This window comes from Parahoeflea alexandrii (genome assembly GCF_027214025.1).
GTDB lineage: Bacteria > Pseudomonadota > Alphaproteobacteria > Rhizobiales > Rhizobiaceae > Hoeflea > Hoeflea alexandrii_A.
Window position 1 is genome coordinate 243,337 of record NZ_JAPWHB010000006.1, and the last position, 22,390, is coordinate 265,726.

Here is a 22,390-nt window from a genome sequence, read left to right on the forward strand (position 1 = left end):
AGAGCGTTGAATGTCCAAGCCAGCGATGGTCGAGCGCGACCTGCTTGTCTTCTCGATCTGGGCGGTGCTCGGCTTTGGGGGACTGGCCCTGCTAGTGGAAGGTTTCTCGCGGGATTCCTATGTCATCTCGCTTGCGGCGACACTCACGATCATTTTGGGTTTCATCGCCCACATCGTGGTCAATGCCGTGTTTGATTGCGGCTTCAAGCCCGGCGAGACGGCGCTCGGCATCTCGGCTTTCGGTGCTGTGGCCCTCGCTTTCATCATCGGTTGGGCTATGGGTGGCTTGTCGGCGGCTGATTACTGGTCGGGATTGACGCTGCTGGCGGCGCTCGGCTTCGGACTGCCGATCTACCTTTCCACCCGCTACGGCATGAGGGGCGCTTTCTCGAGTTTCCATGTCCGGCATGTAGACGATGGAAAGCCCGGGGCATGACAGGCATGGCGTATTCGGTCTGGCTCCCGCTCTTCGCGCTCTTCTATGTCGCGGTGATGCTCTACTGGGTGCGTGTGGCAGCCAGCGAGACCGGGGCGGACGACGGTTTCTTTTCCGCCGGCCATGCACTCGCCCCCTGGATAACTGCGCTGGTCATCGGCGGCGCCAGTATGAGCAGTTGGTTCGTGCTCGGTGGCAGTCAGCAGATCGTCGCCCAGGGTTTCCAGATGCCTGCATTGATCGTCGGCGGCGTGCTTCTGGCCTTGCCCGGAACACTGTTCTTCAAGCGGCTCTGGTTCGTGGCCGAACGGATGCGGGTTTCTTCGCAGGCCGACATATTCCGTGTCTATTATGGCAGCCCGTTCCTCGTCACGGCCTCGGTAACGGTCGCGCTTCTGTTTGCGATCGGGTTCTGCGGATTGCAGATCCGGGCGATTTCCGACCTGACCGAGCTGATGACCGGCGGGGCGGTATCCAGATTCACCGCCAGCGTGGTGCTTGGCTTCGTCCTGTTTGCGGGGGCCGGGATCGGCGGCATGCGCGCGATTGGATATTTCGGCGTTGTCCAGACGGTTCTCGCCTTTGCCGGCATCGTGGCGTTGTCCGGTTTCGCACTGATCTGGAGCGGTGGTTTCGCGGCGCTCAATGCGGGCCTCCTCCAATTGTCGGCGATTGAGGGGTCAGCCGGGCTGTTCACCGTCAATGGCGTCATCCACTTTACATCCGGTCTCGGCCGCGGCGGGGAGCTGGCGGACGCCAATACCGCGCTCGCCAATCTCAGCTTCGCCTTCGCGCTTATGGGCTTCCAGGCCAGCCCGCTCATCATCAAGCTTGTCCTCTCTACCCGCAGCCCCAACGGCATCGCGGCGGGGCAGACATGGGTGACAGCCGGTTTCTTCGGCGCAGTCATAGCCTTCTGTATCGCACTCACCGGGGCCGCAGGCCTCGTTGACCGCGACCTCGCGCTTGACGGTTTGCTATCGGCACTGCAGACCGGTTCGCCCTGGTTTGCCGCATGGATCTTCATCGGGATCGCCGCCGGTGTGCAACTGTTGGCGGGTCTGGCGCTCTTTGTCGCCGGCGAAGGCCTGGTGAGGCACATTTACCGGCCCTATTTCAATTCGCGCCTGAGCAAGCATGGCGCTGTGACGTTGACCCGCATCATCATTGCGGTTCTAGCGGCGGTTGCCATGTTGATGGAGAACCTGGCTCCGGTCGCGCTGTCGGCGCTGTCGGCGCTTGCCTTGCCGATGGCCTTTCAACTCTGGACTCCGCTTCTGGGGGTGACGTGGCTGTCCTGGATCACCCGTCCGGCGGCGGCTGCCGGCGTCGGATTCGGCCTCGCCGGCGTGTTGCTTACCGAGCCGCTCGGATACCAGGTCTTGTCATTCTTCGGTCTGGAACTTCCCTGGGGCCGCTGGCCCTGGACGATTCATTCGGCGCTCTGGGGCATGGCCGCCAACGTAGCGGCTGTCCTGATCATCTCCGCGATCACCAACCGCAATGCGCTGGGCACCGAAGCGCGCGAAATCCGCCGGCTCTTTTCCGGCCTGCTTTCGACGTCGGGCAAGGCGCAGAAATTACGGTCCACCGCCTGGTCGGTGACGCTCGCCTGGTTCTTCCTTGCCGTCGGCCCGGGACTGATCTTTGGCAATTCCGCCTTTGTAGCGACGGGCGAAAGCGGGCCGATCTGGCTTCTCGGCATGCCCTCGCTCTGGGCCTGGTCACTCGCCGCCTGGGTCTCAGGTCTCGGACTGATCTGGTTTCTCTCCTACAAGATGGAAATGGCGAGCCCCCTCCATGTCACCATTCCACCTTACGAGCCACCGTTGCGGCTGAAGAAGGACACGTCCGCCGAGGAGCAGGAGCGGCTGCGCGTTCTCATTCTCACGGGCGCTGTCGGCTTTGCGCTGGCGGTGCTGATCGCATTCAGTTTCGGGGGCTGACGGGCCCGCAATATCGGAGAAGACGATGAATCCATTCACCTTCAACACCTCGAAGTCGATCCAGTTCGGCGCTGGCGCCCTCGACAGGATCGGCGATCTGGTCAAGGCGCAGATCGGCGAGCGGGTGATGCTCGTCACCGACCCCGGCATGATGTCGACCGGCATCGTCGACCGTGCGCTGCAGATTCTCGCCTCGGCGGGGATTTCGGTGGAACTGTTCAAGGATGTCGAGGCCGATCCGCCGGAATCTGTCATCCTGAAAGCGGTCGAGCAGGCCAAGGCTGCTGATATCGCCGGGGTTATCGGTCTGGGCGGCGGGTCTTCGCTGGATGTTGCCAAGCTGGTGTCGCTTCTGGCGCTCGGCAGGGAAAGCATCAAGGATGTCTACGGTGTCGGAAATGCCAAGGGGCCGCGTCTGCCGCTCATCCTGGTGCCGACAACGTCCGGCACCGGATCCGAAGTCACGCCGATATCTATCGTTACGACCGGAACCAACGAGAAAATGGGCGTGGTCTCGCCGGTGATCCTGCCCGATATCGCGCTTCTCGATCCGGAACTCACCTACGGGCTGCCGGCCCATGTGACGGCAGCAACCGGCATCGACGCCATGGTGCATGCCATCGAGGCCTATGCGTCGGCGAGCGCCAACAACAATCCGCTTTCGCGCATGCTGGCCACCCAGGCGCTGACGCTGATGGGGCGATCGATCCTTAGGGCGGTGCATGAGGGGTCGGACACCGAAGCGCGGTCGGACATGCTGCTCGGCTCCATGCTCGCCGGGCAGGCCTTCGCCAATTCCCCGGTGGCGGCCGTCCATGCGCTCGCCTATCCGCTGGGCGGGCATTTCCATATCCCGCATGGTTTGTCGAACGCGCTGGTTCTGCCGCATGTGCTGCGCTTCAACATCGTCACGTCGCCGCAACCCTATGCCGAACTGGCCCCTTACGCCTTTCCGGAACTGTCGAAATTCGAGGGTCAGGAGCGCGCGGCCGCTTTCTGCGAGAAGCTTGCGGAGCTCTCGCGCGACTGCGGCCTTCAGCCCAATCTGCGGGCGATGAACATTCCCGAGGACATTCTCCCCAAACTAGCATCGGATGCGATGAACCAGACCCGGCTTCTGGTCAACAATCCCCGCCCGGTGACCGAAGCAGACGCATTGGCAATCTACCGCGCCGCCTACTGACAGACGGCTGAAGAAAGGACCCAGTCATGACACTCAACCTGTCCGATCCGTCCCTGCTCGAAACCCGCGGTCTTCTCGGCGGGGAGTGGGTCTCGGGATCGAAGACCTTCGCGGTCACCAATCCGGCGACCGGCGAGACAATCGCCGATGTCGCGGACCTGACCGCAGAGGACACCAGGAAGGCGATCGACATTGCCTATGAGGCGCAGAAGGCCTGGCGGGCGAAGATTGCCAAGGAGCGCTGCGCGATCTTGCTCAAGTGGAACGACCTGATGCTGGAAAATCAGGACGATCTGGGCAAGATCCTGACCGCCGAGATGGGCAAGCCGCTGGCCGAGGCCAAGGGCGAGATCGCCTATGGCGCGTCGTTCATCCAGTGGTTTGCCGAGGAAGGCCGCCGCGTCTATGGCGATGTCATCCCCGGCCATCAGGCCGACAAGCGTATCGTTGTCATCAAGCAGCCGATCGGTGTCGTCGCCTCGATCACGCCATGGAACTTCCCCAACGCCATGATTGCCCGCAAGGTGGCGCCAGCGCTCGCCTCGGGGTGCACCTTCGTGGCGCGGCCGGCCAAGGAAACGCCCCTTTCGGCCATCGCCATGGCGGTGCTCGGCGAGCGCGCCGGCATCCCCAAGGGGGTCCTGTCGATGATCCCGGGCACCGATTCCAAGGGTATCGGCGGCGAGATGTGCTCGAACCCGAAAGTGCGCAAGCTCACCTTCACCGGTTCGACCGAAGTGGGCCGCATCCTGATGAAACAGTGCGCCCACGACATCAAGAAACTGTCGCTGGAACTCGGCGGCAACGCCCCGTTCCTCGTCTTCGACGATGCCGATCTCGACAAGGCGGTCGAGGGAGCGATGATCGCCAAATACCGCAATTCAGGCCAGACCTGCGTTTGCGCCAATCGCATCTTCGTCCAAAGCGGCGTGGCCGCCGCCTTCGCCGAGAAGCTCGCTGCCGCCACCGCGAAGCTCAAGGTCGGAGACGGCATGGACGATGGTGTTCAGATCGGCCCGCTGATCGACGCGGCGGGACTCGAGAAGGTCGAGGATCACGTCCAGGATGCGGTCAGCAAGGGAGCCAAGGTGATTGTCGGCGGCAAGCGCTCGGACCTGGGCGGCACCTTCTTCCAGCCAACTGTGCTGACCGGGGTGGCCAAGGGGATGAAGGTTCTCTCTGAAGAGACTTTCGGACCGGTGGCGCCGATCATCACCTTCGACACGATCGACGAGGGCATCGCGCTCGCCAATGACACCGAGTTCGGTCTCGCCGCCTATTTCTACGCGCGCGATATCTCCACCGTCTGGAAGGTGGCGGAAGAGATCGAAAGCGGCATGGTCGGCATCAACACCGGTCTGGTTTCGACCGCCGAGGCGCCGTTTGGCGGCATCAAGTCCTCCGGTCTCGGACGCGAGGGCTCGAAATACGGCATCGAGGACTTCCTTGAGATCAAGTATCTCTGCATGAGTGTCTGATGGTTAAAGGCTGCCCGAAGCGGTTAAGTTGCATATTTGGGATATGGTTGAGAAAGAGCCGTTTCGGATACGTTGACAGAAGGCTGCTGCCAGAGTGTGGAGTTGTTCAGCAAGCGTTATCGTGGCGCTTGAGAAAGACGTGGCCCGGGGAAACGGTATAGCAGGGGGTAAATGGAGTTTCTGCCCGAATTTGGCTTAGAGCAATTCATGTTCTAACGGAAGCATACCCAGCGTTGGTGAGATAATTGGCACATTCGTGTGGTTGGATTGTTTCGACCAGCCTGCCGATATGAGGCCACGTCTCGTCGATGGTTCGCTTTTGTGCGAGGCGCATCCAGTGCTTGATCCTGGAAAAGGCCTGTTCGATCGGATTGAGATCGGGTGAGTACGGCGCCAGGAGCCACAGCCTCGCACCGGCGGCTTTGATGCTCTGTTGGACAGCCGCGCCTTGTGGCTGCCGAGATTGTCCATGACGGCGATGTCGCCCGGCTTGAGGATGGGGACGAGTTGCTGCTCGACATAGGCTCGAAAGCACTGGCCGTTGATCGGCCCGTCGAAGACGCACGGCGCCGTCAGCCGATCGTTCCTCAGCGCCCCGAGAAATGTCAGCGTGCACCTGTGGCCGTGCGGCGCACACGCCCGCAGACGCTTGCCTTTTGGTCCCCAGCCCCTGATGGGCGTCATGTTGGTCTTGATCCAGGTCTCATCGATAAAGACGAGGCGTTAGGATCAAGATGATGTTGCAAGGCCTTCCATCACTCTCGTCGGCGCGCGCCTGTTCAAGGGCGAACAGTGTTTTTCGAAGCGCAGCCCCTCGCTGAGGATGAAGTCCCAGATCGTGTTGCGGGAGACGGCAATGCCCCGTGATGCCAGCTCAGTCTTCAGGCCATGCAGCGTCAGATGCGGGTTTTGATTGAGCCGCTCGGCAATGAAGCCGCGGTGCGGCTCAAGAATGCGCCTGCGATGGCCTCCCATCTTGCCAGGGCAAACCGATCCGGTCGCGCGATAGCGCCGCGACCATTTCACCACCGAAGAGACGGCAATATTGAAACGAGCCGCGACAGCTCGACTGCTTTCGTCGTTCAACACCGCTGCAACCACACGCTCACGAAGATCATTCGATCAAGGTGCGGTCATGAGATGCTGGCCTCCATCCAGCCAGCATCGGTCAATCAGTACAAAGCTGATCTGGGAATCCGGTCCGACTAAGAAAAGGACGGAAATGCTCTAGATTGATGTTTTATCGATATCCTTGGAAGTGGCGCTGCATCAATCCCCTTTCACCGCCGCATGGTACGCCTCGACCAGAAGGGCGACGTTTTCGCTTTTCACGTCAAGCTTTCCCGCCTCGATCTCCATGGCGATCTCCACAACGCGCCGGTTTACCGGAGCATCGCGCCCTTTCTCGCGCAATGTCTCGACAACCCGGCCATTGACATCGTCAACCTCGGCGCGACGTCCCTTGCGCCAGTCCTGGAGCGAAGTGGTGAGCGTGTCATCCTCGGAATAGGTGCTCAGGACTTTTTCGAAGATCTCGTCGACATAACGCTCGGGATGGTTGCTCATCACCGGCGGCATGCCGATGATCGGCATGATGGTCGCCCCGTCCGCCAGCGCGGCCTCCATGGCCTCGTAGCCGGCCGCCCGCATCACTTCGAGCATGCCGGGAACCTTGGCCGCGCCCCGGAGCTCGGTGTTGATTATGGCGGAGGGGATCAGCTCGGCGGCGTTGACGACAAGCTTCATCCACTTGGCGGAGTGGATGTCCTCATGCACCTCGACGGTTCCCGAATGCCTGAGAAGCTCGGCGAGGCCTTCGACGCGTTTCTGCGTCTCTGGATCCAGCGCGCCGAGCGCGAACCAGGACTCATCATGGTCGTTCTGACGGGTGGTAACGCCGGGCGTCCACATGTTAGAGGCGATCTGTATCACGGCGCCGATGGTGCGGTCGCGGCCAATGACGGCGGCGATATCCTGGTGACTCATTCCGTTCTGAAGCCCGACGACAAGACCATCCGGCGCCAGGACCGGCTTGATCAGTTCGCAGGCCCAGCGCGTGTCATAGGCCTTGACCACGAGAAACACGATATCGAATTTCTCCCTTATCTCGGCGACTTCGCAGAGATGCAAGGCTGGCACTTTGGCATTGATCGTGCGGGTGGGAAGATTGACCGTGATCCCCTTCTCGCGAATCGCTTCGACATGGGCCGGCCATTGATCGATGAATGTGACATCGAGCCCGGCAAGGGCGAAGTCGGCGGCGATCGATGCTCCCTGCGCGCCCGTTCCGAGGAATGCGATCCGGGGCCTTTGGGTCGTTTCCGGGGTCATGCTTTCTTTTCCTTTCTGTGGAGCGGGGCGCAGCAAACGGACGGAATCCTCCGCTCAGGTCGCTGCAAGCGCCTGCCCATACTGTTTCAAGCTTTTGAATTTACGTTCTTTTGTAGAATCCCTAGTAGAATCCGCAGCCTCCGTTCACATCGAGCACCGCTCCGGTGAGATAGGAGGATTCCGGTGAAGCAAGAAAATGAAACGCGGCCGCGATTTCGGCGGGTTCGGCGGGGCGCCCGAGCGGGATCTTGGCCCATTCGATTTCCTGCATCTCCGCGACCGGGATACGGCGTTCCCTGGCTTCGACTTCAAGCGCATCGTAGTGCATCGGGGTGCCGACATTGCCCGGGGCGACCGAGTTTACCCTGATGTGCGGCGCCAGTTCTCCGGCGGCGCTCTGGGTTAGTGCGATGACACCCGCCTTGGAGGCGCAATAGGCGCTGAAATATGGGTGCGCGGCCCGCCCCCACCAGCTCGAAGTTGTAGCGATCGCGCCTCCCCCCGACTTGCGCAGCAACGGCACGCAGTGCTTCATCATCAGGACGTTGGCCCTGAGATTTATCGAAAGGACCCGATCCCAAACATTCATATCGATCTGGTCAACCGGGGCCGCTTCGTGATTGATACCCGCGATCAAGCCGAGGAAGGTGACTGGCACCCCGGTTCCCTCTGCAGCAGCCGTCACCTCCATGACGCCCTCTTCAGCTGCAATGTCCGCCTGGACGCCGATGACGGTGGTCCCGTGTTTCCCGGCCGCTGTGCTGGCGATCTCGTCCACCGCCGCCGACACGTCCGTGATCACCAGCGACCATCCGGTCGCAGCGAATTTTTCCACGGTCGCACGCCCGATATGGCCGGCGGCGCCTGTCAATATTGCAAGCCTCGCCCCACTCATTGCATGATCATCCCGCCATCGATCATCAGGCACTGACCGGTCATGTAGTTGGAAGCCGGAGAAATCAGGAATGCGACGGTTCCCACCACGTCTTGCGGCGTCGAGGTGCGACCGAGAGGAATGTTCTGGGAGAAGTTTTGCATCGCTTCACCCGGTCTGGAGGAAATGCCCATGTCCATCAGGTCCTTGTCGAGCTGTGTCCACAAATCGGTCTGCACGACGCCGGGGGCGAAAGCGTTGACGTTGATTCCGTGCTGCGCCAGCGCCTTGGCGCCCGCCTGCGTCATGCTCACGACGGCGGCTTTGCTTGCGCAGTAGGGTACCCATTCCGCGTCACCGCTGCGGCTGGCGATGGAGGCGGTATTGACGATCTTGCCCTTGTGGCCGGCCGCGATCATGGCCTTGGCCGCTTCCTGCATCCCGATCAATACGCCGAGGCCGTTGATCGTCATGATTTTGTTCCAGTTGTCCTCGGTAGTCTCCAGAAAATGCTGTGGCCGGTTGAAGCCGGCATTGTTGACGATGGCGTGAATGAAGCCGAATGCCTCTTCGCAGGCCATGACCGCCGCAGCGACCGATTTGCGGTCCGCCACGTTCACATGGCGGAATAACGCATTGCCGCCGGCTTTTTGGATTTCAGCGGCGGCTCTGGTCCCCGCCGATTCATCCAGATCTGCAATGACGATACCGTAGCCGGTTTGGGCAAGATGATCCGCGATCGCACGGCCGATGCCGCGCGCCGACCCTGTGATGATCACTCCGCCAAGATTTTCAGAACTCATGTTCGCTCCCTCGTTTGAAATCTAACAATCATCGCATGTACTGCGGCTGTTTCTCTCGTGGACAATAGGGCGCAGGTGAATCAAGCTGAAGCTTTTCCGGCGCTAGGCGCGTCCGACGCCTTGCGATTGCGGCTCCACCGAGATGGTCAGTTTAAACCAGCAATTCCCCGCATCTGTCTGGCTTCACCGGCTATGGCGAGACCGCTCTCGCATAGTTATTTTCCATAAAATAATCGTAGTCAATATATTTTCCACAAAAAATCGTTCGGCTATTGCGTCCATTCGTTGCAATCCCTGGACTTCGCTGATGTGAAGAACGGACTCCTTCCAACGAAGGGAGGGGGTGAACCAAGCGCCGATCGGGAATGGCCCGGAACTCCTGAACCTCAAACAAAGTAGGTAGAAACTTTCCAAAATATTTGCCTATTTGATGATTCCTACCTATCGTGATGCTATTGCGCACCGTGTGGATGCGGCTGATCTTGCGGCGCAAGCGCGACCGGGCAATGCTTGAGGTTTCCTCGGATTGGTCTGCCGCGCCCGATTACAGTTTCCGGAGTAGATAGATTGAAAGACAGTGAAACAGCTCTGACACGCGCCAGTTCGGTTTATGAAACGATCCGTCGGGACATCATGAACGGAGAGATTCCGCCCGGCGGCAAGCTGTTGTTCGACAATCTGAGGGCGAAGTATGACATCGGAATCAGCCCGCTCAGGGAAGCGTTGAACCGGCTCGACTCGGAGGGCTGGGTATTGCGCGAAGAACGCAAGGGCTTTCGTGCCGCGCCGATTTCCGAGGCGGAACTGCGCGAGATCGTGCGGTCGCGTATCCTGATTGAGGGCGCAGCCATCGCGGCGGGTATAGAGCGAAAGGATGTCGAGGCGGAAGAACGGATTGTTCTAGCCTATCACCGGCTCAGCAAGGAGAGGCGTTTTACCGATGGTAAACTCTCTATTTTATGGGAAAAGCTGCACAAGAACTTTCACATGTCACTGATAGAGTCCGGCGGACTGGCGCCGGTCACCGCTTTCTGCTCGAAGTTGTTCGATCGGGCGGAGCGCTATCGGATTCTTTGCGCCTCGACTTATCCAGAGCGCAATGAACGAGACGAGCACGCCAGGATTTTCAACGCGTTCGTCGATGGCGATGCGGCTCGCACAACCGAATTGCTGTCCGCGCACTATCAGGTGACCGTCGACATGATACTCGAAAGCGGGCTCCAGCGAGGCCGGTAACGTTCTGCTGCCAAGGCGCCGGTCGACGCGTGTACTCCGCCAGCCGTATTACACAAGTCCTCATGCTTAAAGCTCTCGGGATACACAGTTTTCACGTGTGCTGGACCCGGCATTCCTGATGGGTCCCCGTGGCCGGTAATGTCGGCGCTCCGGGCTGCACTGATCCTTCCTCCATACCACCGCAGGCTTGGGTGGGGCGCCTGAGTTTTCCGAAAAATTCCCACAATATGAAAATCAGACTTTCCAAAATAAAATATGGATGGTACATTTTTGGAAATTATAGGTGACGCGCCCCGATAAGCTATCCAAACGGACTATTCTGGCGCTACCTCGTCACAAGGTTCCGACGCCGAGGCGGCGGGTCCGCGAATGAGAACAAGGGGGACTCCGGACATGTATTTTGTTGTGCATTGCCTCGATCATGAGAATGCCGCTGACAAGCGTCTCGCTCACTATGATGCGCACAAGGCCTATCTTGCCGCAGCCTCTGTCAGGACGGTGATTTCCGGCCCACTGCTCGCTGACGACAATAAAACCATGATCGGCTCGATGTTCCTGCTCGAGGCCGATCACAGGGAGGCTGCGGTTGCATTCAACCGGGCCGATCCTTTCAGCCAGGCGAATGTCTGGAAGACGGTCAACATCCATTCCTTTGAGAAACGTGTCGACAATCGCGGATGATGCGCCAAAGCACCTGTTCTGGCGAACGCCGGATCGGGGCGATAAGCAACAAGGAAATCAAAAATGTGTTTTCAGCCCAGCTTCCAGATACCAGGGTTCGCGGGGACACGCTGTGTTCGGCCTGTCGAACCGCTGTCAGGCCGGGGAGAAGTTCGACTATTCGGGACTTCGCCGCGTGTTTTCGTGGTGTATCGGTGTTCACGCGGCACTGACGTCATTCGGCCACGATGAAGTCGATATCCGGCGCGCAATCGCGACCGGGCTCGCAACACCATGCTGCAATCCGCGCCCTTTCTTTCGCAGAATAGCGGCCAAACGCGCTTTTCCGCGCGCTTATCGTGGATAGCCCGGCTCCCCTGTTGCCGGACAAGGAAAAGGAGATAGCCACATGAAGTCCCACTTCTCGGAAGCCCGTTCGGCTGAGATCGCCATCGAGCGCATGGGTCCGGATGCACCCCCCCGCCTTGTCGAGGTGATGTCCAGTCTCGTGCGCCACATGCATGCCTTTGTGAAGGAAACCGAGTTGACGCCGGAGGAATGGGAAATCGGCGTCGACTTCCTCACGAAGACCGGGCAGATCTGCTCCCAGGAACGCCAGGAATACATACTCCTGTCGGACGTGCTCGGCGTGTCGATGTTGGTCGACGCGGTGAACAACCGACGTCCCGAAGGCGCGACCGAGAATACGGTCTTCGGACCGTTCCACGTGGCGGACGCTCCGGTTCGCGCTATGGGCGACACCATTTGCCTTGACGGCAAAGGCGAGCCTTGTCTCTTCGAGGGCAAAGTGCTCGATCTGGATGGGCAGCCGATTCAGGGCGCCTGTGTCGACGTTTGGTCGGACAATGCTGAGGGCTTCTACGATGTTCAGCAGCCCGGAATTCAACCGAAGTGGAACAATCGCGGCCGGTTCTTGACGAACGAGGACGGGCGCTATGCGTTCAGGGGCATCAAGCCGACATCCTACCCGATTCCCGACGATGGCCCTGTCGGCAAGATGCTCGAAAGCATGGGACGGCACCCCTATCGGCCCGCCCACATGCATTTCCTCGTCACCAAACCAGGGTATCAGCGGCTGGTAACGCACACCTTTGTTGAGGCGGACCCATATCTCGAGTCGGATGCCGTTTTCGGCGTCAAGGAATCCCTGATTGCCCGATACGAACGCACCGATGCCGAAGATGCCGCATGGCGGTCGACCTTCGATTTCGTGCTCGCGCCACTCTGAGGGAGACGATTTTGCCGGATCGATACGGGCTCACACACGGACAGCTCAAACACCGGGAATGGCCGGAAGTCCCGCGCTTCGGTCCGAAGCGGGTCTGTCTGGCCCGCAGCAAACAGGCCCCAATCCCACAGCTTGACCATCCCAGGCGTGCCTGTGGCTCAATTGGCGCAGCTTCTTTGTCCGTAACCCGGATGGAGACGACCGCAATTTCCCCGGCGGTGTCGAAGTGGGGAAGACATTTACGGAGGAGAAGACATTGAAACTGAACTTGAGAAAGATGGTACTAGCCGCAGCTGCGGCATTCACCCTTACTGCAGCACCCGCATCCGCCGAGGGCGAACACTTCGTGTTCATCTATCATTCGCCTGATTCGGACTCGTGGTGGAACGTCATCAAGAACGCGATCAGCGATACCGAGGCCCAGATGGGCGTGACGGTCGACATTCGCAATCCCCCCAACGGCGACCTCGGCGACATGGCCCGCATTATCGAACAGAGCGCAGCCTCGAACCCCGACGGAATTGTCGTCACCATTCCGGATTATGACGTGGTCTCAGGCCCGATCAAGGACGCCATTGCCAAGGGCATCCCAACGATCACGGTAAACTCCGGCACACAGGAGCAATCGGCGGAACTGGGCGCGCTCATGCATGTGGGGCAGCCCGAATATGATGCGGGCTTTGCCGCCGGCAAGCGTGCGGCCGGCGAGGGCGCCACCAACTTCGTCTGCGTGAACCATCAGATCAACAATGCTCCGCTGACTGAACGTTGCCGTGGGTTCGCCGAGGGCATGGGACAGGAGTTCACGGATCAGATGATCGATGTCGGGTCCGATCCCGCCGAAGTGAAGAGCCGCGTTGAAGCCTATCTTCGCGTCAACCAGGATATCGACGCCATTCTTGCCGTCGGCCCGAATGCCGCGGAACCGACCATTCTCGCGCTGGAAGAAATGGGGCTGGCTGGCGAAATCAATTTCGGCACCTTCGACAACTCGCAAGCAATCGCCGGCGCAATCAAGAGCGGGACGATCAACTACGCGATCGACCAGCAACCCTTCCTTCAGGGCCAGATTCCGGTCATCGCGCTTGCAAATTATGTCCGCTATGGGATCCGGATCCCGCACAATGTGAACTCGGGACCCGGCTTCATCACCAAGGACAACATCGATCAGATCGCCCAATTTGCGGGTAAATATCGCTAACCAAGGATTGTCCGCGGCAACGAATCCCGTTGCCTCGGACTCCTCGCATTGGAGGTAACGTTTTCATGACTGACGAGAGGCTTAAAAAGACCTCGGCACTTCGAAAGGCCATGATCCGGCCGGAGCTCGGCGCGCTTGCCGGGGTGGTCCTGGTGTTCGCCTTTTTCCTGATCGTCGCCGGAGACAGCGGCATGTTCGCTGCCGACGGCATCATGAACTGGGGGATCGTTTCCGCGCAATTTGCCATCATTGCGGTCGGCGCGTGCTTGCTGATGATTGCGGGCGAATTTGATCTCTCGGTGGGGTCGATGATCGGCTTCGCGGGGATCATCATCGCCATCCTGTCGGTTCAGCTCGGTTGGCCGATGTGGTTGTCTATAATCGCCGCCTTTGTCGTTTGCATGTCTATCGGCGCACTCAACGGCATCCTTGTCATCAAGACCGGGCTTCCGTCGTTCATCGTGACGCTGGCATTTCTGTATATCCTTCGCGGCATGACGATCTTTCTCGCCGTCGCCACCACCCGCCAGACGATTATCGGCGGCGTGCGCGATGCAAGCGAAGGCGACTGGATCGCTTTCATTTTCGGCGGCGTCATCCTGAAGCCGGTGTTTCAGTTCCTTGCCGATATCGGCCTGATCGACACCTATGTGCGGGGCACCAAGATCGGGCAACCGGTTGTCGAGGGGCTGCCAATGCTGATGGTCTGGGCCATCGGGCTGATTGTTTTCGGGCACTGGCTTCTGTCGAGAACCAGGTTCGGCAACTGGATCTTTGCTTCCGGGGGCGACCCGGTCGCGGCGCGTTACGTCGGTGTACCCGTCAATCGCGTCAAGATCACCATGTTCGTATTTTCGGCATTCTGCGCAACAGTCCTGGCCACCAGCCAGGTAATGGAGTTCGGATCCGCCGCCGCCGACCGCGGCATCCTCAAGGAATTCGAGGCGATCATCTGCGTGGTCATCGGCGGCGCGTTGCTTACCGGCGGGTACGGATCCGTCGTCGGCGCGGCGCTGGGCGCGCTGATCTTCGGCGTCGTGCAGCAGGGGCTGTTCTTCTCGGGCGCCGAGAGTTCGCTGTTCCGGGTGTTCCTCGGCACAATCCTGATCTTGGCGGTTGTCCTGAACACCTATATTCGACGCATGATCACGGGGGAGCGTTGAGATGACCCAGGATACCAGGTTCCACCATGGCCATGCGACCAGCAGGCAACCGCTCCTCGAAATGACGGACATCGAAAAGCACTTCGGTCCGGTCATCGCCCTGGCCGGCGTGAGTTTCGACATCCATCCCGGCGAGTGCCATTGTCTTCTGGGTGACAATGGCGCTGGCAAGTCGACTTTCATCAAGACGATGGCCGGCGTCCACAAGCCGACGCACGGTTCGATCCGGTTCGAGGGAAAGGAGATGAAGTTCGAGTCCCCGCGCGATGCGATGGAGGCCGGAATCGCCACTGTCTATCAGGACCTTGCCATGATTCCACTGATGTCGGTGACCCGAAACTTCTGGATGGGACGCGAACCGGAACGCGGTCGTGGCATCTTCAAGTCAATGGACTTCAAGCATGCAAACGAGATCACTATGGAAGAGATGCGGAAGATGGGCATCAATCTTCGCGGCCCGGATCAGGCGGTCGGCACCCTGTCAGGCGGCGAGCGCCAAACCGTCGCGATTGCACGAGCCGTCTATTTCGGCGCCAAGGTGCTCATCCTCGATGAGCCGACTTCGGCGCTTGGCGTGCGCCAGACAGCCAAGGTGCTGGCGACCATCGACAAGGTGCGCAGCCAGGGCATCGGGGTTGTCTTCATCACACACAATGTGCGCCATTCCATGGCGGTTGGTGACAGGTTCACTGTTCTGAACCGGGGCAAGACGCTGGGTACCGCGGTTCGCGACGAGATCACCGCCGGGGAACTGCAGGACCTGATGGCCGGTGGCCAGGAGCTTGTCGAGCTTGAGGGTAGCCTCGGCGGCACCGTCTGAGCGCGCGACCTCCGCGGGCGCCGCCCGCGAAGGTCGCCACCGGAATGCGCTGGATGGCATCGTCTTGATCGGGTCCAGGGCGAAGATCTGCGTGGTGATTTCCACTGAGAAATGGCCCGTCTTTGTTTCTGGTCTGGTGTTGCAGTCAAGTTCCAGTTTCGAGGATGCGGCAGTGACGGGTGAGCCGATCGAGGAGCGCAGTGCTCATCTTGGCGGTCGCCAAACCCGCTGGCCCACGCGCTGAAGCGGAGATTGGTGGTGATGATGCTGCTGGTGCGCTCATGGAGCTTGCTCTGCAGATGGAACAGCAAAGCACCGCTGACAACCGCCGACGTCTACTCCAGACGCGGCCATACCGTCCTGCTGGAGCGCGAAAGGGTTGAACGCGGACATGTCCCGGATCAACATGAAAACGGTCAAGAACACCTCGAAAAAGCCCATTCATTCACCGCCGTCGATGGAGTAGTGACTTCTGCCGGGCAGGCCAGAATCGAAATCGGCCTATGGACGCTTGATACCAATGTCGACATCCGCGACGTCCGCATGCCAGGTGATAAGACAAGCTCGGCTTACCATTCCTCGCAATGCCCAAGCTCGCATGCCTCAGGCTCCGTATGCGCCATTATGAGACTACGGCCTACTGAGAATTCGCGTTAATGCGTCTGAATATACTTACACGGCAGCAGATAACTATCTCAGGGCAAGCGAAGTAAACCCCCGGATATTCGGATAGGCGCGACACAAACGTATTTCTATTTAAGATATCAGAATTTGCGGCTATTCGATCGGCTGCATCGGCAAGCGTCAGGAGCCCCTTCACCAAGTGTTCTCGTGCCGTATCTGCATCAGGAGTATGGTATATGCCGTCGATTGACCGAACACACATAATCCCCACTGGTAGAACTCGCGCCACGTTGGAGGCATCATGAAGTGCCCCTGATGCGTTATGTCGATATTGAGCGCGCCGCCTGGATGGCCAGAGGAGCATTGCGTTCTTCGAACGCCTCAACAGTCCAGTCGGCGAGGGATCCGGAGATGTGGATTGCGCCGAGTGGCGTGCCGTCGCTTTGCAGAATTGGGGAGGCCAGAACGATTTCGCCCAGCATCATTTCCTCCATGCACAGCGCATAGCCCTTCTCGCGGGCCTGATCGACTCGCTCAAGGATTTCGGCTTTATCGATGATCGTCTTTGGGGTGATCTTCCTCAGGTTCGAGCGCTCCAGGATATCTTCACGCTGCTGGCGGTCGAGATGGGCCAGCACGACCCGTCCGCCGGTGCTGGCGAAGGTGGGAACCTGCCGGCCGATCAGAGTTGCGTAGAAGGTCTGACGTTTCGTCTGACGCCGCAGCACGTAGATCATCGTCAGGTCGTTGAAGAGGCTTACGTCCACTCGCTCGCCTGTCTCGGCCTGAAGCTGCATCAGGACCGGGCTGGCGCGCTGGACTACCGGCGAATTGCGCAGGAACTCGAAGGCGTGTTCCAGGAACTTACGTCCGATCCCATAGGTCCGGTTCGAGCCCCGCTCGAGATAGCCCAGCTGGACCAGGGTGTAGGAGAGCCGCTGGACCGTGCTGGAATCTAGGCCGGAGGCCTTCTGCATCTCCTTGTGCGTCATGTGTCCGCCATTGGAATGGTCGTTGAAAGCCTGAAGCAGCACGAATGCCTTCTCCAGCGATTTCATATAGAGAGAATTGTTTTCATTCATGATTTGTCCTCCTCACCGGCGCCCGTCCGCCGGTCTTGACATGATACACAATATCAAATTAAGATTTATCATATTACAATGCAATATAAAAGATCAACTAGGAGTTTGTAATGCGATCCATCGTTTCACTGAGCGCAATGGCTGTGGCTATCTCCGTTTCCGTCTTTGCAGGGTCCTCGTTCGCGCAGGACAAACCGGTCAAGCTGGGAGTCATGCTTCCGCTCTCGGGCCCCGCGGCGCTGGCAGGGACCTCCATCCTCGAGGGCATCCAGTTCGCGGCAGAAGAGAACAACGCCAAGGGCGGCGTCCTCGGACAACAAGTCGAACTTGTCATTGAGGACGACGAAGGTAATGCGACCAAGGGCGTGACGGCTGTCCGCAAGCTGATCGAGCAGGAGGGCGTGGCCGCCATCAGCGGAACCTATGTCAGCGGCGTGGCGCTTGCTGCGACGAAGGTCGCGCGGGAATTCAAGGTTCCGATGATCTCCGCAGGCTCGACGTCGTCCGACGTGACCGATTACAACGAGGCAGGCGATCCCTGGTTCTTCCGCGCCTTCCCCGGCAGCCGCGAACAGGCGCGTCAGTCGGCCGTCGACATGGTGAAAAAGTTGGATGCGACCAAGGTCGCCGTGCTGCACGAAAATTCGGTTTACGGAAAGTCGCTGTCCGACTCGCTTGCCGCCAACCTTGCGGAAGTGGGGGGAGCTATCATCCTCACCGAAACCTACAACCCCGATGAGCGCGATTTCTTTTCGGTCCTGACGAAGGTGCGCGCGGCCCAGCCGGACGCGGTCTACATCGCCGGGCTGATGGATGCAGGTGCGCAGATCATCAAGCAGTCAGCGGAACTGGGTGTCGAGACGCAGATCATGGGCTCCGGCTCGATGATGAGCGACAAGCTGATTGAACTCGCCGGTCCCGCATCGGAGGGCTTTGCTGTCTCCTCAATGTTTGAACCCAGCACGCCCAACGAATTCGGCGCTGCCTTTACCGAACGCTTCCGCGCCAAGTTCAACAAGGAGCCGGACGTCTACAGCGCGCTTGGCTATGACTCCATGAACGTCCTGATCGAGGCCGTGCGCCGGGCCGGCGTTGCCGACGGCGCCGCCATCCAGGCCGCACTGAAAGGCATGGACGACGTCCCGCTGGTGCAGGGGCCGCAGGGCACCGTCGCCGACTTTGACGAGCAAGGCAGCGTGCCCTTCAAGATCGGTCTCGCGATCGTCCGCAACGGCAAGCGCGAATGGCTTCCTTTCGACTAAGGCCCGGAGCACATGGTGTCTGATCTCGTATTATTGCCACAATTTCTGACGAACGGGCTGGTCATCGGATCGGGCTATGTGCTCGTCGCGGTGGGGCTGACCCTTATCTTCGGAATTCTTCACATCGTGAACTTTGCCCACGGCGAGTTCTACATGCTGGGGGGCTTCGCAGCGGTTCTCGGCTCGCAGCTGCTTGGCTTGCCTGCCCTCCCCACCCTTCTGGTCGTCGCGGTAGTGATGGCGGCATTCGGACTGGTTGTGGAACGAGTGGTTTTCAGACCCCTGGGCGGAAAGGACCCGACCAATGCAATCATTGCATCGTTCGGCCTTTCCGTCCTGCTTCAAAACCTGATGCTGAAGACTGTGGGCGCAGAGCCCATGGCCGTAAAAAGCGGATTTGCTCCCGGGGCGATCCAGATCGGCAATGTCTTCATCACCGCCGAACGGATCGCCATCGTGGCTGCGATGGCCGTCATCGTGGCCGCCCTGCTGTTGGTCCTGCGCTACACCTGGACCGGCAGGGCCTTGCGGTCCCTGTCTGAAAACCCGACCGTAGCTCTCATCAGCGGAGTGAATGTCCGCCGCGTCTCGCTGATCACCTTCGTGATAGGAAGCGTTCTGGCGGGCCTTTCGGGCGCGTTGATGTCGACCGTCTTCATGGTGCAGCCCAATTCAGGGGCCCTGATTGTGATGAAGGCCTTCATCATCGTGGTTGTTGCTGGCATGGGAAGCATAGAGGGCGCCATCATCGTGGGGCTTGCGCTCGGGCTCATCGAGTCGCTCGTGGCGGGATACATGGGCAACGAACTCCGCGACATAGTTGGCTTCCTGATCGTGATCCTTGTTCTGGCGGTCCGCCCGCAAGGACTATTCGGTCTGAAGACTGAAAGATCCTGACATGCGAACTCCTCTGATCCTTCTGCTGACAACGGCGATCGCCTGTGCGCTGCCCGCCGTCCTGGAAAGCGGTTACTTCATCAACGTCGCGATCATCGCCTTGATCTACGTGATCCTGGCATCCAGCCTTGACATCATGATGGGCTGGACCGGCAAGTTCTCCTTCGCCCACGCGGCCTTTTTCGGGATAGGCGCCTACACCGCGGCGATGATGCAACGCAGCTTCGGCACTGACCTATGGGCGCACCTGCCGGCGGGCATGGCCGCGGCCGCATTGTTCGGCGTGCTTCTCGGGCTGCCATCACTCCGCCTCCAGGGACATTTTCTGGCAATCATGTCCATAGCATTCCAGACGGTTGTCTATCTGGTGCTGGCGCAATGGACGGACCTCACCGGGGGGCATTACGGCCTGCCCGTCGAGGTGAGCCCGGAGCTTGGCAATGTCTCGACCTTCTACTTCGTGACGCTAGGCTGCACCCTTGTCGCTTGCCTGTTCGTCTGGTTCCTGACCCAGTCCCGGTTCGGCGATACTCTGACCGCGATCCGCGACGACGAGACACTCGCCCGCACCATCGGCATGGACACGAATGTCATCAAGATCGTCGCCTTCGCGATTTCCTCGGCCCTGGCCGGTGGCGCAGGCGTCCTCATGGCGCACCACATCCGTGGCGTCACGCCCAACGATTACACCGTCATGACTTCGGCCACCATCGTTGCCATGGTCGTGCTCGGCGGGCGCGGCAAGTTCTGGGGACCCATCGTGGGGGCACTGATCCTGACCATCCTCCCCGAGGTGCTGTCTGACCTCGCCGAATACAAGCACATTATGTACGGCGCTCTCCTGATCTTCATGATCATGGTTATGCCGCAAGGCGTAGTCGGAGCCCTGACTGGAAGGAAAGCGAAATGACCCCGCCGATTCTTGAGGCGAGAGGGCTGAGCAAGTCGTTCGCCGGCATGGTGGCTCTCGACAATCTGTCGTTCTCGGTGAACGAGGGAGAGATCGCAGGACTGATTGGCCCGAACGGGTCGGGCAAGTCGACGGTGGTCAATCTGATTTCCGGGGTCCTGGTTCCCACTTCCGGCCAGGTGGTGATGCGCGGACAGGATGTCACGGGTGCGCCTGCCCACCAGATGGCCCGCCGGGGTGTCGCCCGCACCTTCCAGATGATCCGGCTGTTCGGAACTCTCTCCGTCGAAGACAACATCGCGTTGGCCCTGCAGCAGAAGGAGGGGCCAGGTTACGTTTCCTCGTTCTTTCGAACGCCAGCCGCGCGGCGGCAGCGCGCCGCAGCGGGCGTTACGGCACGCGAAATGCTGAAACTCTTTGATCTGGAGGAGAAAGCCTCAGATTTGGCCGCGGACCTGTCAATCGGACAGCGTCGCATGGTCGAACTGGCCCGCGGCCTGGCCTCCGAACCGACGGTTTTCATTCTGGACGAGCCCGCGGCTGGGCTTGCGCCCCACAATGTCGACCGCCTCATCGAGATGATACGCCGCATGCGGGATGAGTTCGGCGTCACCATTCTCCTGGTCGAGCACGTCATGCGCGTCGTCCAATCGGTCTGTGACCGGGTGGTGGTGCTCGATTACGGCCAGAAGATTGCGGACGGCCCCCCGGCGGAGGTTGTCAACCAGCCCGAGGTCATTGAAGCTTACATCGGATTGGGGCGCGGAAAAAATGCTTGAATGCACGAATGTGGACGCGGGCTACGGCAAAGTCATGATCCTGCACGATCTCAATCTCACGGTGCGGCAAGGCCAGCTCAGCGCCATCCTGGGCAGTAACGGCTCGGGCAAGTCGACCGCGTTGAAGACCTTGGCGGGCCTCGTCACCCCTGTCAAAGGCCAGATCACCCTCGACGGCAAGAGGATCGACGGACTGCCGGCGAATGCAATGACCGAGCACGGAATGTGCCTTGTGCCGCAAGGCAAGGAAGTCCTGGCGGGGATGTCGGTCGAGGAGAACATCCTCATCGGCGCCTTTCACCGGCGCAAGGACAAGAGCGGAATCGCAGAGGACCTGGACCGGGTCTACTCCCAGTTTCCGCGACTCAAGGTTCGCCGCAAGGCCGCGGCGGGCGTCTTGTCGGGTGGCGAACGCCAGATGCTCTCCCTGGGCAGGGCTCTGATGTCGCGCCCCAAGCTTCTGCTGTTGGACGAGCCATCCGCCGCTCTGGCCCCAAAGGTCGTGGGTGAGATTTCGGACATCCTTCGTGGTCTCCGGGAGACAGGCCTGACCATGCTGCTGGTGGAGCAGAACGTGTCCATGGCCGTGGAACTCGCCGAGGAGATTCACATACTCAGGGAAGGCCGCATTGCCCATTCTCGCCTCAATGGGCCTGATTTCGATACAAGTGACCTCAAGGCCTATTACCTGGGAAGCGGGGCATGAGCTGGAGCGATGACTTTGAGGGCCGGTCTGTGGTCTTGACCGGCGCAAACAGCGGGATCGGATTGGCGACGCTGGATGGTTTTGTCGCTGCCGGCGCGCATGTGCTTGCCGTTGACCTCAATGACGATGTCATGTCGACCCGCAAGTGCACCGCAATCCGGCTGGATGTGGCATCGCAGGAAGCGCCATCTGTGATCAGGGATGCCGCCGAGCGAATGAACGGCCTGGATATACTGGCCAATTGCGCGGGCATCGGCGGCTCCCGCTCGCTGGCCGATAGCGATGACGCCTTGATCGACCGGATCCTCGGGGTCAACCTCCGATCGGTGATGCGGATTACTCGGGACCTGATTCCTCATATGCGTTCCGGTTCATCAGTGGTCAACGTGACTTCGGTCTTTGGCCATGTCGGCCGTGCCGGCACCGCCGCCTATGCGGCAAGCAAAGGCGCAGTGTCGCAACTCACCCGCCAATTGTGCGCCGATCTCGGCCCGCACGGCATTCGGGTGAATGCCGTGGCGCCAGGCGTGATCCTGACGGCCATGACGCGCGACAAGATCGAGAATGACGAGGAATACCAGCGCACAATGATCGGCGGAACACCGCTCAAGCGGATCGGATCGGCCGAGGACGTGGCCGACGTTATCCTCTTTCTTGCCTCGGATCGCGCGCGCTTCGTCTCGGGCCAGATTCTCGCGGTCGATGGCGGATGGCTGGCGGTCCGCGGACCCAACTGAATTCATGAAAGGG

Annotated in this window: 21 protein-coding genes and 2 pseudogenes; 17 read left to right on the forward strand and 6 right to left on the reverse strand. The window is 60.0% G+C overall.

Features of this window, described 5'->3' with window-relative positions:
• Window positions 1-10: 10 nt before the first annotated feature.
• The 4 genes from O4H62_RS20345 to O4H62_RS20360 are packed head-to-tail and all read left to right on the forward strand — an operon-like array spanning window position 11 to window position 5,043.
• Window positions 11-436 (forward strand): hypothetical protein, encoded by a 426-nt coding sequence (locus O4H62_RS20345; protein ID WP_269390624.1) that lies wholly within the window; start codon window positions 11-13, stop codon window positions 434-436.
• The gene (locus O4H62_RS20350; protein ID WP_269390625.1) at window positions 433-2,382 is read left to right on the forward strand and encodes a sodium:solute symporter family transporter; all 1,950 of its coding nucleotides are present in this window, start codon (window positions 433-435) and stop codon (window positions 2,380-2,382) included. Before O4H62_RS20345 ends, O4H62_RS20350 begins: the two co-directional genes overlap by 4 nt.
• Window positions 2,383-2,407: 25 nt before the next feature.
• Window positions 2,408-3,565 carry an iron-containing alcohol dehydrogenase gene (locus O4H62_RS20355; RefSeq protein WP_269390627.1) on the forward strand — a complete coding sequence of 386 codons (1,158 nt, stop codon included), beginning with the start codon at window positions 2,408-2,410 and terminating at the stop codon, window positions 3,563-3,565.
• A 26-nt stretch (window positions 3,566-3,591) separates the two neighbouring features.
• Window positions 3,592-5,043: an NAD-dependent succinate-semialdehyde dehydrogenase gene (locus tag O4H62_RS20360; protein WP_269390628.1), complete on the forward strand. Its 1,452-nt coding sequence runs from the start codon at window positions 3,592-3,594 to the stop codon at window positions 5,041-5,043.
• Window positions 5,044-5,248: 205 nt separating this feature from the next.
• Here O4H62_RS20360 and O4H62_RS20365 read toward each other — a convergent pair.
• The 4 genes and pseudogenes from O4H62_RS20365 to O4H62_RS20380 all read right to left on the reverse strand — a co-directional run bounded on the left by O4H62_RS20365 (window position 5,249) and on the right by O4H62_RS20380 (window position 9,051).
• Window positions 5,249-6,144: pseudogene (locus O4H62_RS20365) on the reverse strand (IS630 family transposase).
• 168 nt (window positions 6,145-6,312) lie between these two features.
• The gene (locus O4H62_RS20370) at window positions 6,313-7,374 is read right to left on the reverse strand and encodes a ketopantoate reductase family protein (RefSeq protein WP_269390629.1); all 1,062 of its coding nucleotides are present in this window, start codon (window positions 7,372-7,374) and stop codon (window positions 6,313-6,315) included.
• Window positions 7,375-7,495: 121 nt separating this feature from the next.
• Window positions 7,496-8,269, reverse strand: coding sequence for an SDR family NAD(P)-dependent oxidoreductase (locus tag O4H62_RS20375; RefSeq protein ID WP_269390631.1), 774 nt, complete (start codon window positions 8,267-8,269; stop codon window positions 7,496-7,498).
• Window positions 8,266-9,051, reverse strand: coding sequence for an SDR family NAD(P)-dependent oxidoreductase (locus tag O4H62_RS20380; RefSeq protein WP_269390633.1), 786 nt, complete (start codon window positions 9,049-9,051; stop codon window positions 8,266-8,268). Before O4H62_RS20380 ends, O4H62_RS20375 begins: the two co-directional genes overlap by 4 nt.
• A 567-nt stretch (window positions 9,052-9,618) precedes the next feature.
• Between O4H62_RS20380 and O4H62_RS20385 the strand changes: the two genes are divergently transcribed.
• From O4H62_RS20385 to O4H62_RS20410, 6 genes are all read left to right on the forward strand, one after another.
• Window positions 9,619-10,287 carry a GntR family transcriptional regulator gene (locus O4H62_RS20385; protein WP_269390634.1) on the forward strand — a complete coding sequence of 223 codons (669 nt, stop codon included), beginning with the start codon at window positions 9,619-9,621 and terminating at the stop codon, window positions 10,285-10,287.
• Between the two features lie 393 nt (window positions 10,288-10,680).
• Entirely contained in the window at window positions 10,681-10,968 is a 288-nt protein-coding gene (locus O4H62_RS20390) for a YciI family protein (RefSeq protein ID WP_269390636.1), read from the forward strand.
• 388 nt (window positions 10,969-11,356) lie between these two features.
• Window positions 11,357-12,196: an intradiol ring-cleavage dioxygenase gene (locus tag O4H62_RS20395; RefSeq protein WP_269390638.1), complete on the forward strand. Its 840-nt coding sequence runs from the start codon at window positions 11,357-11,359 to the stop codon at window positions 12,194-12,196.
• 256 nt (window positions 12,197-12,452) lie between these two features.
• Window positions 12,453-13,397 carry a sugar ABC transporter substrate-binding protein gene (locus O4H62_RS20400; RefSeq protein ID WP_269390639.1) on the forward strand — a complete coding sequence of 315 codons (945 nt, stop codon included), beginning with the start codon at window positions 12,453-12,455 and terminating at the stop codon, window positions 13,395-13,397.
• Between the two features lie 65 nt (window positions 13,398-13,462).
• Window positions 13,463-14,560: an ABC transporter permease gene (locus O4H62_RS20405; protein ID WP_269390642.1), complete on the forward strand. Its 1,098-nt coding sequence runs from the start codon at window positions 13,463-13,465 to the stop codon at window positions 14,558-14,560.
• A gap of 61 nt (window positions 14,561-14,621) precedes the next feature.
• Entirely contained in the window at window positions 14,622-15,380 is a 759-nt protein-coding gene (locus tag O4H62_RS20410; protein WP_430538495.1) for an ATP-binding cassette domain-containing protein, read from the forward strand.
• Between the two features lie 145 nt (window positions 15,381-15,525).
• On the opposite strand, the pseudogene O4H62_RS20415 reads toward O4H62_RS20410, so the two are convergent.
• Window positions 15,526-15,697 (reverse strand): annotated as a pseudogene (locus tag O4H62_RS20415) (ATP-binding protein); the annotation flags it as partial.
• On the opposite strand from O4H62_RS20415, the gene O4H62_RS20420 reads away from it, so the two are divergent.
• Window positions 15,639-16,037, forward strand: coding sequence for a hypothetical protein (locus O4H62_RS20420; protein ID WP_269390930.1), 399 nt, complete (start codon window positions 15,639-15,641; stop codon window positions 16,035-16,037). The pseudogene O4H62_RS20415 and the gene O4H62_RS20420 overlap by 59 nt on opposite strands.
• Before the next feature lie 287 nt (window positions 16,038-16,324).
• Here the strand turns inward: O4H62_RS20420 and O4H62_RS20425 are convergent, their stop codons facing one another.
• The gene (locus O4H62_RS20425) at window positions 16,325-17,086 is read right to left on the reverse strand and encodes an IclR family transcriptional regulator (protein WP_269390645.1); all 762 of its coding nucleotides are present in this window, start codon (window positions 17,084-17,086) and stop codon (window positions 16,325-16,327) included.
• A 110-nt stretch (window positions 17,087-17,196) separates the two neighbouring features.
• Between O4H62_RS20425 and O4H62_RS20430 the strand changes: the two genes are divergently transcribed.
• The 6 genes from O4H62_RS20430 to O4H62_RS20455 are packed head-to-tail and all read left to right on the forward strand — an operon-like array spanning window position 17,197 to window position 22,377.
• Window positions 17,197-18,348 carry an ABC transporter substrate-binding protein gene (locus tag O4H62_RS20430; protein WP_269390647.1) on the forward strand — a complete coding sequence of 384 codons (1,152 nt, stop codon included), beginning with the start codon at window positions 17,197-17,199 and terminating at the stop codon, window positions 18,346-18,348.
• Window positions 18,349-18,363: 15 nt separating this feature from the next.
• On the forward strand, window positions 18,364-19,245 hold the full coding sequence (locus O4H62_RS20435; protein ID WP_269390648.1) for a branched-chain amino acid ABC transporter permease: 882 nt from the start codon (window positions 18,364-18,366) through the stop codon (window positions 19,243-19,245).
• Window position 19,246: 1 nt separating this feature from the next.
• Window positions 19,247-20,155: a branched-chain amino acid ABC transporter permease gene (locus O4H62_RS20440; RefSeq protein WP_269390649.1), complete on the forward strand. Its 909-nt coding sequence runs from the start codon at window positions 19,247-19,249 to the stop codon at window positions 20,153-20,155.
• Window positions 20,152-20,934, forward strand: a complete 783-nt coding sequence (locus tag O4H62_RS20445; protein ID WP_269390650.1) for an ABC transporter ATP-binding protein — start codon at window positions 20,152-20,154, stop codon at window positions 20,932-20,934. Before O4H62_RS20440 ends, O4H62_RS20445 begins: the two co-directional genes overlap by 4 nt.
• Window positions 20,927-21,640 carry an ABC transporter ATP-binding protein gene (locus tag O4H62_RS20450; RefSeq protein ID WP_269390651.1) on the forward strand — a complete coding sequence of 238 codons (714 nt, stop codon included), beginning with the start codon at window positions 20,927-20,929 and terminating at the stop codon, window positions 21,638-21,640. Before O4H62_RS20445 ends, O4H62_RS20450 begins: the two co-directional genes overlap by 8 nt.
• On the forward strand, window positions 21,637-22,377 hold the full coding sequence (locus O4H62_RS20455) for an SDR family NAD(P)-dependent oxidoreductase (RefSeq protein ID WP_269390652.1): 741 nt from the start codon (window positions 21,637-21,639) through the stop codon (window positions 22,375-22,377). The genes O4H62_RS20450 and O4H62_RS20455 overlap by 4 nt, the downstream gene beginning before the upstream one ends.
• Window positions 22,378-22,390: the final 13 nt, after the last annotated feature.

Bases quoted from the DNA above. Each gene is read 5' to 3' on its own strand.
- O4H62_RS20440 (WP_269390649.1), top strand. From the start codon at position 19,247: ATGCGAACTCCTCTGATCCTTCTGCTGACAACGGCGATCGCCTGTGCG.
- O4H62_RS20350 (WP_269390625.1), top strand. From the start codon at position 433: ATGACAGGCATGGCGTATTCGGTCTGGCTCCCGCTCTTCGCGCTCTTC.
- O4H62_RS20345 (WP_269390624.1), top strand. From the start codon at position 11: ATGTCCAAGCCAGCGATGGTCGAGCGCGACCTGCTTGTCTTCTCGATC.
- O4H62_RS20375 (WP_269390631.1), bottom strand. From the start codon at position 8,269: ATGAGTGGGGCGAGGCTTGCAATATTGACAGGCGCCGCCGGCCATATC.
- O4H62_RS20405 (WP_269390642.1), top strand. From the start codon at position 13,463: ATGACTGACGAGAGGCTTAAAAAGACCTCGGCACTTCGAAAGGCCATG.
- O4H62_RS20410 (WP_430538495.1), top strand. From the start codon at position 14,622: ATGACGGACATCGAAAAGCACTTCGGTCCGGTCATCGCCCTGGCCGGC.
- O4H62_RS20390 (WP_269390636.1), top strand. From the start codon at position 10,681: ATGTATTTTGTTGTGCATTGCCTCGATCATGAGAATGCCGCTGACAAG.
- O4H62_RS20425 (WP_269390645.1), bottom strand. From the start codon at position 17,086: ATGAATGAAAACAATTCTCTCTATATGAAATCGCTGGAGAAGGCATTC.
- O4H62_RS20445 (WP_269390650.1), top strand. From the start codon at position 20,152: ATGACCCCGCCGATTCTTGAGGCGAGAGGGCTGAGCAAGTCGTTCGCC.
- O4H62_RS20360 (WP_269390628.1), top strand. From the start codon at position 3,592: ATGACACTCAACCTGTCCGATCCGTCCCTGCTCGAAACCCGCGGTCTT.
- O4H62_RS20370 (WP_269390629.1), bottom strand. From the start codon at position 7,374: ATGACCCCGGAAACGACCCAAAGGCCCCGGATCGCATTCCTCGGAACG.
- O4H62_RS20455 (WP_269390652.1), top strand. From the start codon at position 21,637: ATGAGCTGGAGCGATGACTTTGAGGGCCGGTCTGTGGTCTTGACCGGC.
- O4H62_RS20395 (WP_269390638.1), top strand. From the start codon at position 11,357: ATGAAGTCCCACTTCTCGGAAGCCCGTTCGGCTGAGATCGCCATCGAG.
- O4H62_RS20430 (WP_269390647.1), top strand. From the start codon at position 17,197: ATGCGATCCATCGTTTCACTGAGCGCAATGGCTGTGGCTATCTCCGTT.
- O4H62_RS20355 (WP_269390627.1), top strand. From the start codon at position 2,408: ATGAATCCATTCACCTTCAACACCTCGAAGTCGATCCAGTTCGGCGCT.
- O4H62_RS20380 (WP_269390633.1), bottom strand. From the start codon at position 9,051: ATGAGTTCTGAAAATCTTGGCGGAGTGATCATCACAGGGTCGGCGCGC.
- O4H62_RS20450 (WP_269390651.1), top strand. From the start codon at position 20,927: ATGCTTGAATGCACGAATGTGGACGCGGGCTACGGCAAAGTCATGATC.